The organism is Leifsonia naganoensis (genome assembly GCF_013410615.1).
Classification (GTDB): domain Bacteria; phylum Actinomycetota; class Actinomycetes; order Actinomycetales; family Microbacteriaceae; genus Leifsonia; species Leifsonia aquatica.
The window spans coordinates 1,378,241-1,393,395 of the sequence record NZ_JACCHJ010000001.1; the positions used below are offsets into that span (position 1 = coordinate 1,378,241).

The window sequence follows — 15,155 nt, forward strand, 5'->3', positions numbered from 1 at the left end:
GCAGCTCATCCGATGCTGCGGTCCTCTTCGCCGCGCGCTCCGTCGGCGAAGTAGCCGATGGAGGCGCGCTGCGGGCGCACGCGCTCGACCGTCCCGCCGTCGAGCCGCAGCCCGACGTCGTGGCCCGGCACCAGCACACCGGCGGTGTCGGCCAGCAGCGAGCGCAGGCGATCGATGGTGGCGACGCTGGCGTCGGCGTCCATCGTCGAGTCCGCTCGAGCGGTGCTGAGCTCGTGGATGTTCTTCACGGAGTCGCCGGCGAAGATCAGCCGGTCGTCCGTGCTCTCGGCGAAGAACGCCAGATGGTTCGGGGTGTGACCGGGGCTGGCGATCGAGTGGATGCCGGGGAGGACCTCCTGCCCGGCCGACATCCGCTCGACGCCGTCGGTCCGCCGCAGCAGCTCGCGCACGTGGAGGTCGGGGATGAACGTCGTGCCGGGAGGCTGCTCGGCCGCCCAGGCGAGCTCGGCCTCCCCCACCCAGGTCGTCGCGTTCTCGAACATCGTGAAGTTCGCGACGTGGTCCCAGTGGAGATGCGTGATGAGCACGTCGGTGACGTCGGCCGCGGTGAGTCCGTGGCGGGCCAGCCCCTCGTGGATGAGCGGGATGTACGCGGGCTGTCCCGCGTCGATCAGCACGCGCCGGGTGCCGTCGTCGAGCAGCCACAGACTGCTCCAGCCGAAGGCGCCGTGCGAGTGCGACTTGCCGGGGAACCCGTCGACGATCGGGTGCGCGGTGTAGATGGTCACGCCGTCGTCCTCTCTCCGCTTCGTTACGAAGACTATAGTATAGCGATCACAGGACGGAGTCAAAGCTCCTCCACACCGCTCCGGGTGCCGGCGTCAGCGGGCGAGCAGGCGCTCCGCGGCTCCCGCGATGTGCGTCCGCATCGCCGCATCCGCGGCATCGGCGTCTCCCGCGGCGAGCGCGTCGAAGATCTCGCGGTGCTCCGGAGCCGCCCCCTGGGCGCCCGTGCGGCCGAACTTCGAGAACAGCCGGAAGCGCTGGATCTGGCCGCCCAGGGCCGCGTACGCGAGTTCGAGGAACTTGTTGCCGGCCTGCGCCGCGATGAGCATGTGGAAGCGGTCGTCCGAGCGCCAGTAGAGGTCGAACCCCTCGGTCTCGAGGTCGGCCACCTCGGCGGAGCGCTCGAAGTCGTCCAGCGTCTCGCGGAGCGCGTCGACGAACTCGCTCGTGCTCCGCAGGGCCGCCTCGCGGGCGAGGGTCGGCTCCAACTGGAGGCGCGCCTCCTTCAGCTGCTCGACCTCGTCCCGCGTCATGGCCGGTGCGACGCGGTAGCCGCGCAGCGCCTCTCGCTCGACGAGGCCGGTGTGCTCGAGCCGGGCGAGAGCTTCGCGCAGCGGCGTCTGGCTGACGGCGAGTTCGCGCGAGAGGGCGCCGATGTTGAGGCTCTCCCCCGCGGCACGCTCGCCGGACATGAACTGGTGGAGGAGCACCTCGTACATCTGATCGGCGATCGGCTGCCTCAGTGAAATCCGCTCAACCATCCATGACCCCTGTTCGAAAATCAGCCGCCCGACCGCCCTGCCGGCGCCGGCGGACCGGCATCGCCCGATTCTATCGCCCCGCCTCCGGCCGGGATGCCCGCGCACATTTGGACCGAATGTCGCGTTTGGCGGCGCCAGAGTCGACATTTGGTCCAAATCTCGGGGGGGTCAGAAGATCTCGACGTACTCCTCGGGCGGCCCGAGCTCGGGGCGCGCCCGGAACTCGATGCGCTCCCCTGAGTGCTCCAGCTCGAGCACCGTCACGGTGTTGGCGCCCGCCACCAGCACGGGCGCCGGCACGTAGAGCGTCACCTGCGGCCCGATCTCCCAGTACCGGCCGAGCAGGAGGCCGTTCACCCAGACGAAGCCCTTGCCGAAGCCGGGCAGCGCGAGGAAGGCGTCGGCGGGCTCGCCGTCGTCGAGCGTGAACCGCGCCGTCGAGAAGCCCGCGGCAGCACCAGCACCCGCCCCCGCCAACCCCGCGACCTCCTCCTGCGTCCACTCGTCCAGCGGCAGCGCCCGCGCCGTCCAGCCGTGCACGAGCCGGCGGCCGATCTGCACGCCGCCGAGGATGCCCTTGCCCTGCCCGAGCAGCGGCCCGTAGTTGATGCGGCCCTGATTCTCGACCAGGATCTCCAGCTGCACCCGCTCGCCGCGGCCGGTCACCGGGACCGAGCCGTCGGCATTTAGGATGCCGACGGGCACGCCGTCGACGAATACCTGCGCGCGGTCGTGCAGGCCGCTGACGGTGACCGTGTTCTCGCCGCGCGGCAGGCGCGGGGTCGCGGTGTAGAGCACGAGCCCGGAGGGGAGGCCGAGCTCCTCGAAGCTCGGCGGTGTCGCCCCGGTGATGGCGGGGGGCACGGTGCGCAGCGCCTCCAGCAGACCGGCGCCTCGTGTCACCGGCACGGCGCGCGGGTCCAGGATGCGCGGGTCGGCCGGCACCGGCAGCTCCCGCCCGCCCGCGGCGACGAACCGCTCCCGGAACGCGTGGAACTTGGCCGTGACCGCGCCATGCTCGGCGATCGGCGCATCCGAGTCGTAGCTGGTGACCGTGGGCTGCAGGCGGCCGTCGTGGTTCGCACCCGCCCAGAGCCCGAAGTTCGTGCCACCGTGCGCCATGTAGAGGCTGACCGAGCCGCCGGCGTCGAGGATCTCCCCGAGCGTCGCGTCCGCGCTCGGCACCGTGCGCACGTGGTGCCGCTCGCCCCAGTGGTCGAACCAGCCGTTCCAGAACTCGGCGCAGAGCAGCGGTTCGCCGTCGCGGCGCGCGCGCAGCAGGCCGAACGCCTCCCCCGCCCGCGTGCCGAAGGTCGCCGTGGCCAGTACGCCCGGGAGGCTGCCGCCGTCGAGCATGAGATCGGTCGGGCCGTCCGCGGTGTACAGCAGCTCGGTCGCGCCGCGGGCGACGAGCGCATCCCGCAGCCAGGCGAGGTAGTCGCCGTCGTCGCCGTAGCTGCCGTACTCGTTCTCGACCTGGAAGGCGACGACCGGTCCGCCGTTCGCGACCTGCAGGGCGGCGAGGCGCGGGATGAGGTCGTCGAACCAGGCGCCGACGGCGTCGAGGAAGGCGGGCTCCGAACTGCGGGCGCGCATCCCGACCCGTGCCGTGAGCCACGCGGGCAGGCCGCCGTTGTCCCACTCGGCGCAGATGTATGGTCCCGGACGCACGATGACGTCGAGCCCGATCTCGCCGGCCAGCGCGATGAACGCCTCCAGATCGCACCAGCCGTCGAACGACGCCGGCCGGTCCGCGCGGCGCTGGTGGAAGTTCCACGCCACGTAGGTGTCGACCGTGTTGAGGCCGAGCGCGGCGAGCCGCTCCAGCCGGTCCCGCCACTGCGCGGGATGCACGCGGAAGTAGTGCAGCGAGCCCGAGAGCACCTGGTGGGGCACGCCACCGCGCAGCAGCACCCCGTCCTCGTACGTCAGGAGGGAGGCGGTCGCCGTCAAGGTCGCGTCGGCGCGCGTCACTTCACCGCTCCCGCAGTCATCCCGGCCCGCCAGAAGCGCTGCAGGGCGAGGAAAGCGATGATCAGCGGCACGACCGAGACCAGCGAGCCGATCACCACGAGCGGCGGCGGAACGGCGACGTGGCTGGCGTTCCAGCCGACCAGGCCCACGGTCACCGGCTGCATGCGGTCGTCGCCGAGCACCATCGCGGGCAGGAGGTAGTTGTTCCAGATCTCGACGAACTGGAACAGGAAGATCGTCACGAGCGCCGGCAGCATCATCTTGGTCGAGATGGCGCGGAAGATGCGGAACTCGCTCGCGCCGTCGATCCGGCCGGCCTCGATCACCTCGTCCGGCACCGACTGGGCGGCGAAGACGCGCGCCAGATAGACGCCGAACGGGCTGACGATGCTCGGGAGGAGCACTGCGAGCGGGTTGTTGATCAGGTGCACCCCCGAGAACATCAGATAGAGCGGGAGCGTGAACAGGATCTTCGGCACGAGCACCGCCGCCAGGATCACGCCGAACAACGCGCCGCGGCCGGGGAAGTCGTACTTGGCCAGCGCGTAACCGCCCATCGCGGAGAGGAGGGTGCCGATCGCGGCGCCGAGGCCGCAGTAGATCAGGCTGTTCAGCATCCACTGCCAGAAGATGCCGTCACCCTGCGCGGTGAGGCGGGCGAGGTTGTCCCACAGGCCGAAGCCGTCGAACCACAGGCCGTTGCCCGAGAACTGCTCGCCGAACGGCTTGGTCGCCGCGACCAGCAGCCACCAGAGCGGGAAGAGGAAGTAGACGGTGGAGACGGCGAGCAGCACCATCACGACGGTGCGGCTGAGCGGAGTGGTGTCCCGCCGCGGGCTGAGGAGGGTCACGCCTTGTCCCCTTTGCTGGTGAGTCGGAAGAACACGAACGAGATCACGCCGACGATCACCGCGAGGATGACGGACTGGGCGGCGGCGTACGGGTAGTTGCCCGCGCCGACGGCGGCCTGCGCCGACATGATCGGGGTGAAGGTGGAGGAGACGGATCCGCCGGAGATCGGCTGCAGCACCGTCGGCTCGTTGTAGAGCTGCGCGGAGCCGATGATCGAGAAGACGGCCGTCAGGATGATCGCGCTGCGCACCATCGGGATCTTCACGCTCCACGCGGTGCGGAACGCCGACGCGCCGTCGAGCTTCGCCGCCTCCAGCACCTCGGCCGGGATGGACTGCAGCGCGGCGTAGATGATGATCATGTTGTAGCCGGTCCAGCTCCACGTGACGATGTTCGCCACCGACCACAGCACGGTGCCGTCGTCGAAGAAGGGCAGCTGGATGCCGAGGGGCTCCAGGATGTGGTTGATCGGGCTCGAGGTGGTCGAGTACATGAACGACCAGACCAGCGCGGCGCTCACGCCCGGGATGGCGTACGGCAGGAAGCTCGACAGCCGGAAGAAGCCCTTGCCGCGCGCCGACTTCGAGTCGATCAGCAGGGCGAGCACCAGCGCGAGGCCGAGCATGACCGGCACCTGCACGACGCCGAACAGCGCGACCCGGCCGAGCGAGGCGACGAAGTCGGGGTCGCCGAACGCGTTCGCGTAGTTCGCGAACGGGTCGAACTCCTGCGTCGGCGCCGTCAGGCCGAGGCCCGACCGCTTGACCGTGAACAGGCTGCTCACGAACGCGTAGACGATCGGGGCGATGTTCAGCGCCGCGAACAGCACGACGAACGGCCCGAGGAAGAGCAGCGGCGCGCGCCAGCTGAACGAGCGGCGCGGCCGGCGCGGCTTCCGCGGCGCCTGCGAGGCTGCCGGTCCCGCCGGTGGGGTCGCCCGGTACTCGGCGACATCCAGGTCGGTCACGATTCCTTCTCTCTGCGCACGGTCGCCCGTGCAGTCTCACGACGGGATGCGGCGATCCGTCCCTGATCGGACCGCCGCATCCCTCGCCCCCGTGTCGCCGTCGGCTCCTACTCGGAGACCTTCAGCCCCTGCTTCTTCAGCTCGGCGACGGTCTTGTCCTGCGCGCTCTTCAGCGCGTCGGTGATCGTCCCCTGACCGGCCCACGCCTTGCCGAGCCCGTCGTCCAGGTCGGCGGCGGTCTTCGTCATGACCGGGCCCCAGGTCCAGTCGGGGTTCACGTGCGGCGCCGCGTCGGCGAACACGTCGAAGATCTTCTGGCCGCCGAAGTACGGGTCGGCCTCGGTGAGGGCGGGCAGGTCGCTCAGGCCGGTGGCGGCCGGGTAGAGGCCCGCCTTCTGCACGAGCGTGTTGTAGGTGTCCTTGTCGGTGCTCATCCAGTGCGCGAACTCCCACGCGGCCTTCGCGTTCGAGCAGCCCTTGAGCACGGCGGTGGCCGAGCCGCCGGCGTTGCCGACCTGGTCGTCGCCGGCGGACCACTGCGGCATCGGGGCGACCGCCCACTTGCCGGAGGCGTCCGCGGCGCCGCCCTTGATGACGCCCGCCTGCCAGACGGCACCGACGACGGTGGCGATGCTGCCGTCGCCGAGGCCGGTGTACCAGGCCTGGTCGTACATCGGGGCGCTGCTGATCAGGCCCTCGGAGACGAGGCCCTGCCAGTAGTCGGCGACCTTCGCGTTGGCGTCGGAGGCCATCGTCACCTTCCACGAGTCGCCGTCGACGTCGAACCACTTCGCGCCGGTCTGCCAAGCGAGGCCGGCGTAGTCGTAGTCGAGGTACGGCGACGAGATGAACTTCTTCGGGTCGGACGCGTGGATCTTCTCGGCGTCGGCCTTGTACTCGTCCCAGGTGGCCGGGGCGCTCAGGCCGAGCGAGTCGAACAGCTCCTTGTTGTAGAACAGACCCATGGGGCCGGTGTCGACCGGGGCGCCGTAGACGGCGTCGCCGATGCTCACCGACTTCCACGCGGCGGGCTGGAAGTCCTTCTCGTCGGCCTTCGCGTAGCTCGCGACGTCTTCGAGCGCGCCCTGGGCGGCGAAGCTCGGGAGGGTCTCGTAGCCGACCTGCGCGAGGCAGGGGGCGTTGTTCGCGGTGACGGCGTTGAGCATCTTCTGGTAGCCGCCCTTGGAGCCGGGCTGCACCTCCTGATACTTGACGACGACGTCCTTGTGGGAGGCGTTGAACGCCTTGACCGCGTCGGCGTAGCCCGGGGCCCAGCCCCAGAACGTGACCGTCGCCGGTGCGGAGTCGGACGAGCCGGAACCGGATCCCCCGGAGCACCCGGCCAGACTCATCAGACCGAGCGCGACCGCCCCCGCCGCGCCCGTCAAACGGATTGCTGCTGACTTCTTCACTGCCTCTCCTTTGAACACAGACACCCTTCAGCGGGTTCGAGAAGCGAGTGTTGCACAGAATGATACCGATAACAACCCGTGCGACCCGAAGGGGGTAATCGGGATGGAAATCTCCGTAGTCCGGCCGATGCGGCCGTTATCATTGCATGCATGAGTACTACCGACGGGCGTGAGGCTGCGCCGAAGCCGCCCGGGATGACGGACGTCGCGCGAGTGGCGGGCGTCTCCGCCCAGACCGTCTCGCGCGCGCTCAGCGGCCACCCCAACGTGCAGGAGAAGACCCGCGCGAAGGTGCTCGCCGCCGTCGAGCAGCTGGGCTACCGCATGAACAACGCGGCGCGCATGCTCTCCTCCGGGCACAGCCGCACCCTCGGGATCGTGCTGCTGCAGACCGGCTTCTACTCCCGCACCGCGGTGACGGTCGGCGTCGAGGCCGCCGCGCGCGACGCCGGCTACGCGGTCAGCGCCGCCACCTGCCCGTCGCTGGACCCCTCCGCGATCGAGGAGGCCATGTCGCGCCTCGCCGACCAGGGCGTCGAGGGCATCGTGCTGGCGCTGCCGCTCATCCACGTGACCAAGGGCATCGAGGAGCTCACCCGCTCCATCCCGACCATCACGATCGACGGCTCCCGCACGTCGACCACCGAGATCGTCGCGGTCGACCAGTCCCAGGCCGCCCGGCTCGCGACGCAGCACCTGCTCGACCTGGGCCACGAGACCGTCTGGCACGTCTCCGGCCCCACGGAATGGCTGGATGCGGTCAGCCGCAGCGAGGGCTGGCGCAGCACGCTCGAGGCCGCCGGCATCACGCCTCCGCCGGAGCTCAAGGGCGACTGGTCGCCCGCCTCCGGGTACCAGAACGGCCTCATCCTGGGCCGGATCCCGGATGTGACGGCCGTGTTCGTCTCGAGCGACGAGATGGCGTTCGGCGTGATCCGCGCCTTCCACGAGCTGGGTCGCCGCATCCCCGAGGACATCTCCGTCGTCGGCGTCGACGACATCACCCTCGCCGAGTACTGCTCCCCGTCGCTCACCACCGTGGCGCAGCCCTTCGACGAGATGGGCCGCCTGGCGGTCGAGCACCTCCTGCGCTACATCACGGAGCCCGGGACCACGCTCGCGCCCGCCTCGGTCGAGCCGACGCTCGTGGTGCGCGCGTCGACCGGGCCGGCGCCCGCCGCCGCGCCCGCCGCGGGCTGACTCGCACCCGCGATCTCGGAATCACCTGAACGCTGCTAGCGGTAACAGGGGGTTCCCGTCATCGCTTTAATCCCCTAGTGTTATCGATGCCATACAGGCAGTACCTTCCCAACGATGCAGCTAGGTGGACCTTGTGAGCCTTCATCCCCCGCGCGGCCTCCGCGCCCTGTCAGCCACGATCGGAGCCGCGGCGCTCGTCGCCGCCGGCGCCCTCGTGCCGATCGCGGCCGCTCCGGCCGCGGCCGCCGACGCCCCTCCCCCGGCCGGCGCGGCCATCGCCCAGACCCAGTACGCGCTGGTCGGCGTGGACTCCGAATCGGCGCCGTATCCCGCGCCTCCCGCCCTTGACGGCACCGCGCTCGCGGCGTTCGACGGCGACCCGAACACGCAGTGGGCCACCGAGTACAACGGCGGCGACCCCGACCCGCTCCCCCACTGGATCACCCTCGACGTGGGCGGTTCGTTCCCGCTCACCGGCCTCCAGTACCAGGTGAAGAACCAGTCCAACGGGCCGGTCGCCGATGTCGCCGTCTACGTCACGGACAGCGCCGCGGTGGCGAAGGATGCCGCTGCTGACTGGGGCACGCCGGCCGAGACCGGCACCTTCCGCCAGCCGACCTCGGCCACGGACGTGCAGAACCTCGTCTTCTCCCAGCCGGTCACCGGCCGCTACGTGAAGTTCGTCGCGACCAGCACGATCAACGGCAGCGCGAACGTCTCCGCCGGGGAGCTGCGCATCTTCGCCACCGGCGACACGACCCCGCCGCCCGTCACACCCGACCCGCCCGCCGACGCCGCGACCCCCGTCGCGATCGGCAACGGCGCCGGGCTCACCGTTCAGGTCGCCCGCGAGTTCCCGCAGGTCGTCTCGTACGACCTCGACGGCAAGCCCCTCGGCGGACAGGCGCAGAAGCTCGACACCTTCACGATCAACGGGACCGCGCACACCGCGGCGACGACCATGACGACCACGGCCGACACCGCCACGTACGTGTCGACCTTCGCCGACCTCCCGGACCTCACGATCACGACGGCGATCACCGCCACCGCGAAGGGCACCGTCGAGTTCGCCGTGACGAAGATCGAGGGAGGCGCCGCCGCGACCGTCGACCAGCTCGCCATCCCGGACCTGTCGCTCGTGTCGGTCGATTCGTCCGACCCGGCCGCCGCCCTCGCGCGCACCCAGATCTCCACCGACTCCACGACGACCGGCGACCGGTTCCTCGCGATCACGGGCTCGACCCCGGTGGACGCGCGCAGCGTCGGCACGCCGTACGGCTTCGTCAGCGGCTCGCAGCTCGCCGCGGGCATCCTCACCAACGCGACCGACGACTCCGCCCAGGACTCGAACACCAACTGGAACACGCGCCTGCAGTCGCAGATCGTGGACGCCGGCAACGGCGCCCGCCGCGCGCAGCTCTCGGTCGGCAACTGGACCTACGCCCCGGCCGGCGCGACCGACCCGCGCGTCGCGGTCTACGCCCTGCCGCAGGCGACCGTCGTGCTCTCGGCCGACGCGAACGGCGACGGGAAGGTCGACTGGCAGGATGCCGCAATCGCCTATCGCGACGCCTCGACCCGGCCCCTCGGCGCCGAGCGCGTCGCCGAGCGGGTCGTTCAGCACATCCCGTTCAACTTCGCGAGCCAGGCGACGAACCCGTTCCTGAAGACGCTCGACAACGTCAAGCGCATCTCGATGACCACCGACGACCTCGGCCAGTGGGTGCTCGACAAGGGCTACGCCAACGAGGGCCACGACTCCGGGCACCCGGACTACGGCGGCGACTACAACACGCGCGCCGGCGGTCTCGCCGACTTCAACACGCTCGTCGAGGACGGCAAGAAGTACAACGCCGACGTCGCCGTGCACGTGAACGCCACCGAGGCGTACCCGCAGGCGAAGACCTTCAGCGACCGGATGGTGGAGGGCCAGGTGAACGGGTGGGACTGGCTGAACCAGAGCTACCACATCGACCAGCGCTACGACCTCGGCTCCGGCGCGATCGTCGACCGGTTCGCGCAGCTCAAGCAGGAGGTGCCCGACCTGGCCGGCGTCTACATCGACGCCTACTACTCGAGCGGCTGGCTGGCCGACGGGCTCGCGGCGCAGCTCCGCGACCTCGACCTCCAGGTCGCGACCGAGTGGGCGTACAAGTTCGAGGGCTCGTCGATCTGGTCGCACTGGGCCAACGACAAGAATTACGGCGGCGCGACGAACAAGGGCATCAACTCCAACATCGTCCGCTTCATCGCCAACACCGACCGCGACGTCTGGAACGTGGACCCGCTGCTCGGCGGCGCGGACGTCAAGGAGTTCGAGGGCTGGACCGGTCAGAACGACTGGAACACCTTCTACTCGAACATCTGGTCGGCGAACCTCCCGACCAAGTTCCTCCAGCACTTCCCGGTGCAGTCGTGGGACTTCGGCAAGACCGCGACCCTCACCGGCGGCGTGACCGTCTCGATGAAGGACGGCAAGCGGCAGATCGCGATGGACGGCGCGACCGTCGCCACGGGAGGCACCTACCTGCTCCCGTGGGGCGAGCCGGATGCCGACGGCGTCTCGTCGCCGGCCCACGCCGACAAGATGTACTACGTCAACGCGACGGGAGGCGCGGCGACCTTCACGCTCACCCCGCAGTTCGCCGGCACGACCGATTTCACCCTCTACAGGCTGACCGACCAGGGCAGGGTGAAGGTCTCCGACGTCCACGCGACGGACGGCGCCGTCACGCTGACCGGCGCGAAGGGCGTGCCGTACGTGCTCGCCCCCGCGAACGGCGCAGCGCCCCACGCCTCGGCCGAGTACGGCGCGGGCAGCGGGCTGGTCGACCCCGGCTTCAACGCGGGCGACCTGACCGCCTGGAACGCCACGGGAGGCGCGAAGGTCGCCACGGCCGACAGCGGCGACAACGTCGCGGTCCTCGGAACCGACCGCTCGTCGCTCTCGCAGAAGGTCACCGGGCTGCAGCCCGGCAAGCGGTACTCCTTCAGCGCGAACGTGGAGATCGGGCCGGGCGAGCGCCGGGCGACCACACTCTCGGTGGATGCCGGGACCATCGCCGCGAACACGTTCGATACGACACCGGCCGCCAACTCGATGGACTCGGACGCGAAGAAGGGCACGTACTCGCAGCGCGCGTCCGTCGGCTTCACCGCGCCCGCGAACGGGACGGTGACCGTCGCCCTCGGCGCGGTGGCCGGCAAGGCCGCGGTCACGTTCGACGACGCCCGGGTCATGCTCGACACCTCCACCGCCCTCCCCACCGACGGCGCGGTGATCGCGGCGGACGACTTCGAGGGCAACCAGCCCGGCTGGGGTCCGTTCGTGAAGGGCGACGCCGGCGGCAGCACCGACCCGCGCACCTCCATCAGCGAGCTGCACGACCCGTACAGCCAGAAGGCGTGGAAGAACACGCACTCGCCGTACGACTCCGGAGCCCTGAACGGCCTCGGCGTCGACGACGTGCTGAGCGGCGAGCACTCGCTCAAGGCGCACGAGGAGAACACCGGCCTCGTCTACCGCACGATTCCTGCCACGGTCCCGTTCGTCGCCGGCCACGAGTACCGGGTGTCGTTCGACTACCAGACGAACCTCGACGGGCAGTGGGCCTGGGTCACCGGCGCGGACACGGTCGGCGGAGGCGCGGTCTCCTCGGCCGACGTGAACCGGGAGGCGATCGCTCCCGCCCTCGACACGGCGCACTACGCGAAGGACATCGTCGCCGGCTGCGGCGACACCTGGGTGGGCCTGCGCAAGCTGGGCGGTGCGAACGGCGCCGACTTCGTGCTCGACGACTTCCGCGTCGAGGACCTCGGCGAGGAGGCCGGAGGCGCGTCCTGCGGTTCGGTGGCCGCTCCGGCGAGCACCGACCTCAGCCCCGGCGTCGCGGGCTCGCTGGTCACGACCTTCGCCAACAACGAGCTGACGGCGGCGACCAACGTCGGCATCGAGCTGACCGGCCTGCCCGACGGGTGGACCGCGCAGGTCGCGAAGAAGGGCGGCAACCTGTTCGGCAGCGTCGCCCCGGGGACGAGCGTGACGACCACCTGGCTCGTCACGCCTCCCGCCGCCGCCGCGGGGACGAGCGCGAGCCTGACGGTCGTGGCGACCTACGCGAACGACTGCGTCACCAAGTCGGTCACCGGAGCGGCCAAGACGACCGTCTCCGACCGGCCGATGCTGTCTCCCGGCTCGATGACGGCCACCGCCGACTCGGAGAACCTCTCCTCCGGAGCCGGCGAAGGCCCCGTCGGGAACGTGCTCGACGGCGATCCCGGAACGATCTGGCACACCGACTACACCAACTCGTCGGCGCCGTATCCGCACTGGGTCACCCTGGCTCTAGCGGGTCCGTCGACGGTCGACGGGTTCGGTTACCTCGGCCGGCAGAGCGGCGGCCAGAACGGGCGGGTGAAAGGCTATGAGATCGCCGTCTCGGATGACGGCGCCTCCTGGACCACCGTCGCGACCGGCGCGCTGGTCGACTCCCCCGACACCCAGGTCGTGCCGTTCGCGCCGGTGACCGCGTCGTTCGTGCGGTTCACCGCGACGAGCTCGCTCAACGGTCAGCCGTTCGCCGCCGCCGCGGAGATGCGCGTCTACGGCACGGCCGCCGACCACCCGACCGGGATCGCGCCCGAGGTGCGCGCGGCGGACGAGCCCTGCGCCGCCGGGACGCCCGCGATCTCGGCCCCGGTCGCGGTCACGGCGGGCCACGACCTCACGGTCGGGCTGAGCGGGCTCGGCAAGGGCGTGCGCGCCTCCGTGGTCCTGCACTCCGACCCGCTGACGCTCGGTACGGTGACGACGGACGCGCACGGGGAGGCGAGCCTGACCGCCACGGTCCCGGCCGACTTCGCCACCGGCCCGCACACCCTGCAGGTCGTGGTGGACGGCGACGTGGTCGCCGAGCGTGCGATCACCGTGACGGCGGCAGACGTGCCGGGCGGGAACGGCGGTGCGGGTGGCGGTTCGGGAGGCGGCGGTGCGGCGGTCGTCCCGCCGGGCCTCGACGGTCCGCTCGCCTCCACCGGCTCGACCGCGCTCGGTGTCGCGGCGCTGCTCGCGCTGCTGGCCGCGGCCGGCATCGGTGCGGGCGTCGTGCTCCGCCTGCGGCGGACGCGCCGGGCGTAGCGCCCGGCCGCCGCTACGACGGTGCCCCCGCCTCCCGGTCGATCACCGGGGGCGGGGGCACCGTTCGTTCGCGCGCGTCCACCCGCGCGATTCGTGCCGAATGTGGACTTTGGCGCGCGCTTTCACGACATTCGTCACAAATGTCGCCTTACGTCTACCGCGCGATTTGTGCCGAATGTGGACTTTGGCGCGCGCTTTCGCGACATTCGTGACGAATGTCGGCGCGCGGGTCAGTGGCGGGGCTTGCGCGGCGGCCGCTCGTCGCGGCCGCGGTCGTCGCGACCGCGGGACTCGCGGCGCGCGCCGGCGCCGCGGTCGGGGCGCAGCTCGATCAGCTTGCCGCTGATCCGCGTGCCCGACAGGCGCGAGAGCGTGTCGCCCGGGAGGTCGGCGGGCAGCTCGACGATGGAGAAGTCGGGCATGATGCGGATGTGCCCGAAGTCGTCGCGGCTCAGGCCGCCCTCGTTCGCGAGGGCGCCGACGATCTGGCGCGGCTCGACGCGCTGCCGCTTGCCCACCTCGATGCGGTAGGGCGCCATCGTCTTGTCGCTGCGCTCACGGCGCGCGGCACGATCACCGCGGGCACCGTCGCGGTCGCCGGCACGGCCTCCACGGTCCGAACGCCCCCCGCGGTCCTCGGAGCGGGAGTCGCGCTCGACCCGCTGGGTCAGCGCGTCGTCGCCGCTGAGCAGCAGCGGCTCCTCACCCTGGGCGACCACGGCGAGCGCCGCCGCGACGTCCGCCTCGGGCACGTCGTGATGCTCGACGTAGTGGGCGATGATGTCCCGGAACCGCGAGATGCGGTCCTCCTGGCCGAGGGCCTCCGTGATCGCGTCGTCGAAGCGGGCGAGGCGGGTGGTGTTGACGTCGTCGACGCTCGGGAGCTGCATCTGCGTGAGCGGCTGGCGGGTCGCCTTCTCGATCGCGGTGAGCAGCCGGCGCTCGCGCGGCGTGACGAAGCTGATCGCGGCGCCGCTGCGGCCCGCGCGGCCGGTGCGGCCGATGCGGTGCACGTACGACTCGGTGTCGATCGGGATGTCGAAGTTGACCACGTGGCTGATGCGCTCGACGTCGAGTCCGCGCGCCGCCACGTCGGTGGCGACCAGGATGTCGAGCTTGCCCGACTTGAGCTGGTCGACGGTGCGCTCGCGCTGGGCCTGGGCGACGTCGCCGTTGATGGCGGCCGCCGAGTACCCGCGGGCGCGGAGCCGCTCGGCGAGGGTCTCCGTCTCGTTCTTGGTGCGGACGAAGATGATCATGCCCTCGAAGTTCTCGACCTCGAGGATGCGGGTGAGCGCATCCACCTTCTGCGGGTACGAGACGACCAGGTAGCGCTGCGTCGTGTTGGCCGACGTGGTGGTCTTCGACTTGACCGTGATCTCTTCGGGGTCGTGCAGGTACTTCTTCGAGATGCGACGGATCTGCGCGGGCATCGTCGCCGAGAAGAGGGCGACCTGCTTGTCGTCGGGCGTATCGGCGAGGATGGTCTCCACATCCTCCGCGAACCCCATCTTCAGCATCTCGTCGGCCTCGTCGAGCACCAGGTACTTGAGCGCAGAGAGGTCGAGGGTGCCCTTGTCGAGGTGGTCCATGATGCGGCCGGGCGTGCCCACGACGATGTGGACGCCGCGGCGCAGCGCCGAGAGCTGCACGCCGTAGCCCTGGCCGCCGTAGACGGGGAGGAGATGGACGCCCTTGAGGTGCGCGGCGTAGCTCTCGAACGCCTCCGCGACCTGCAGCGCGAGCTCACGGGTGGGCGCGAGCACGAGCGCCTGGGGGGTCTTCTGCGAGAGGTCGAGGCGGGAGAGGATCGGCAGCGCGAACGCGGCGGTCTTGCCCGTTCCGGTCTGGGCGAGCCCGACGACGTCGCGGCCTTCCAGGAGGAGGGGGATGGTGGCCGCCTGGATCGCGGACGGGGTCTCGTAGCCGACGTCCTTCAGGGCCTTCAGCACAGCGCTGTCGAGCCCCAGGTCGGAGAAGGTCAACGCGGCTTCGGCGGTCTCGGCCTCGCTGGGCACGGAATCGGACGTGGTCATCGTCCAACGGTAGTCCCTGCGGGCTGCGAGCGCGCCGCGAGCGGGTGCTGCACATTCGTGCCGAATGTG

The 15,155-nt window shown here is 70.8% G+C and carries 9 protein-coding genes; 2 read left to right on the forward strand and 7 right to left on the reverse strand.

Going from position 1 to position 15,155, the window contains the following annotated elements; all coding sequences use genetic code 11:
* Window positions 1-5: 5 nt before the first annotated feature.
* The 6 genes from HNR14_RS06610 to HNR14_RS06635 form a co-directional block, all read right to left on the reverse strand.
* Window positions 6-749: an MBL fold metallo-hydrolase gene (locus tag HNR14_RS06610; protein WP_179700413.1), complete on the reverse strand. Its 744-nt coding sequence runs from the start codon at window positions 747-749 to the stop codon at window positions 6-8.
* A 93-nt stretch (window positions 750-842) separates the two neighbouring features.
* Window positions 843-1,508 (reverse strand): GntR family transcriptional regulator, encoded by a 666-nt coding sequence (locus tag HNR14_RS06615; protein WP_021763590.1) that lies wholly within the window; start codon window positions 1,506-1,508, stop codon window positions 843-845.
* Window positions 1,509-1,676: 168 nt separating this feature from the next.
* On the reverse strand, window positions 1,677-3,482 hold the full coding sequence (locus HNR14_RS06620) for a glycoside hydrolase family 35 protein (RefSeq protein ID WP_343064428.1): 1,806 nt from the start codon (window positions 3,480-3,482) through the stop codon (window positions 1,677-1,679).
* Window positions 3,479-4,333 carry a carbohydrate ABC transporter permease gene (locus HNR14_RS06625; protein ID WP_313539436.1) on the reverse strand — a complete coding sequence of 285 codons (855 nt, stop codon included), beginning with the start codon at window positions 4,331-4,333 and terminating at the stop codon, window positions 3,479-3,481. Before HNR14_RS06625 ends, HNR14_RS06620 begins: the two co-directional genes overlap by 4 nt.
* Window positions 4,330-5,301 (reverse strand): carbohydrate ABC transporter permease, encoded by a 972-nt coding sequence (locus HNR14_RS06630; RefSeq protein ID WP_343064429.1) that lies wholly within the window; start codon window positions 5,299-5,301, stop codon window positions 4,330-4,332. Before HNR14_RS06630 ends, HNR14_RS06625 begins: the two co-directional genes overlap by 4 nt.
* Before the next feature lie 107 nt (window positions 5,302-5,408).
* A complete protein-coding gene (locus tag HNR14_RS06635) occupies window positions 5,409-6,713 on the reverse strand; it encodes an extracellular solute-binding protein (protein WP_211235402.1) in 1,305 nt (434 codons plus the stop codon).
* Between the two features lie 150 nt (window positions 6,714-6,863).
* Between HNR14_RS06635 and HNR14_RS06640 the strand changes: the two genes are divergently transcribed.
* Together HNR14_RS06640 and HNR14_RS06645 are read left to right on the forward strand one after the other, a co-directional pair.
* The gene (locus HNR14_RS06640) at window positions 6,864-7,913 is read left to right on the forward strand and encodes a LacI family DNA-binding transcriptional regulator (protein WP_246311534.1); all 1,050 of its coding nucleotides are present in this window, start codon (window positions 6,864-6,866) and stop codon (window positions 7,911-7,913) included.
* Window positions 7,914-8,046: 133 nt separating this feature from the next.
* The gene (locus HNR14_RS06645; RefSeq protein ID WP_218874988.1) at window positions 8,047-13,050 is read left to right on the forward strand and encodes an endo-alpha-N-acetylgalactosaminidase family protein; all 5,004 of its coding nucleotides are present in this window, start codon (window positions 8,047-8,049) and stop codon (window positions 13,048-13,050) included.
* A 230-nt stretch (window positions 13,051-13,280) separates the two neighbouring features.
* On the opposite strand, the gene HNR14_RS06650 is transcribed toward HNR14_RS06645, so the two are convergent.
* Window positions 13,281-15,086 carry a DEAD/DEAH box helicase gene (locus HNR14_RS06650; protein WP_179700414.1) on the reverse strand — a complete coding sequence of 602 codons (1,806 nt, stop codon included), beginning with the start codon at window positions 15,084-15,086 and terminating at the stop codon, window positions 13,281-13,283.
* Between the last annotated feature and the right edge of the window lie 69 nt (window positions 15,087-15,155).

What these genes read in the sequence shown, in the direction of transcription:
- HNR14_RS06650 (WP_179700414.1), bottom strand. Translation starts at nt 15,086, where the DNA reads ATGACCACGTCCGATTCCGTGCCCAGCGAGGCCGAGACCGCCGAAGCC.
- HNR14_RS06615 (WP_021763590.1), bottom strand. Translation starts at nt 1,508, where the DNA reads ATGGTTGAGCGGATTTCACTGAGGCAGCCGATCGCCGATCAGATGTAC.
- HNR14_RS06640 (WP_246311534.1), top strand. Translation starts at nt 6,864, where the DNA reads ATGAGTACTACCGACGGGCGTGAGGCTGCGCCGAAGCCGCCCGGGATG.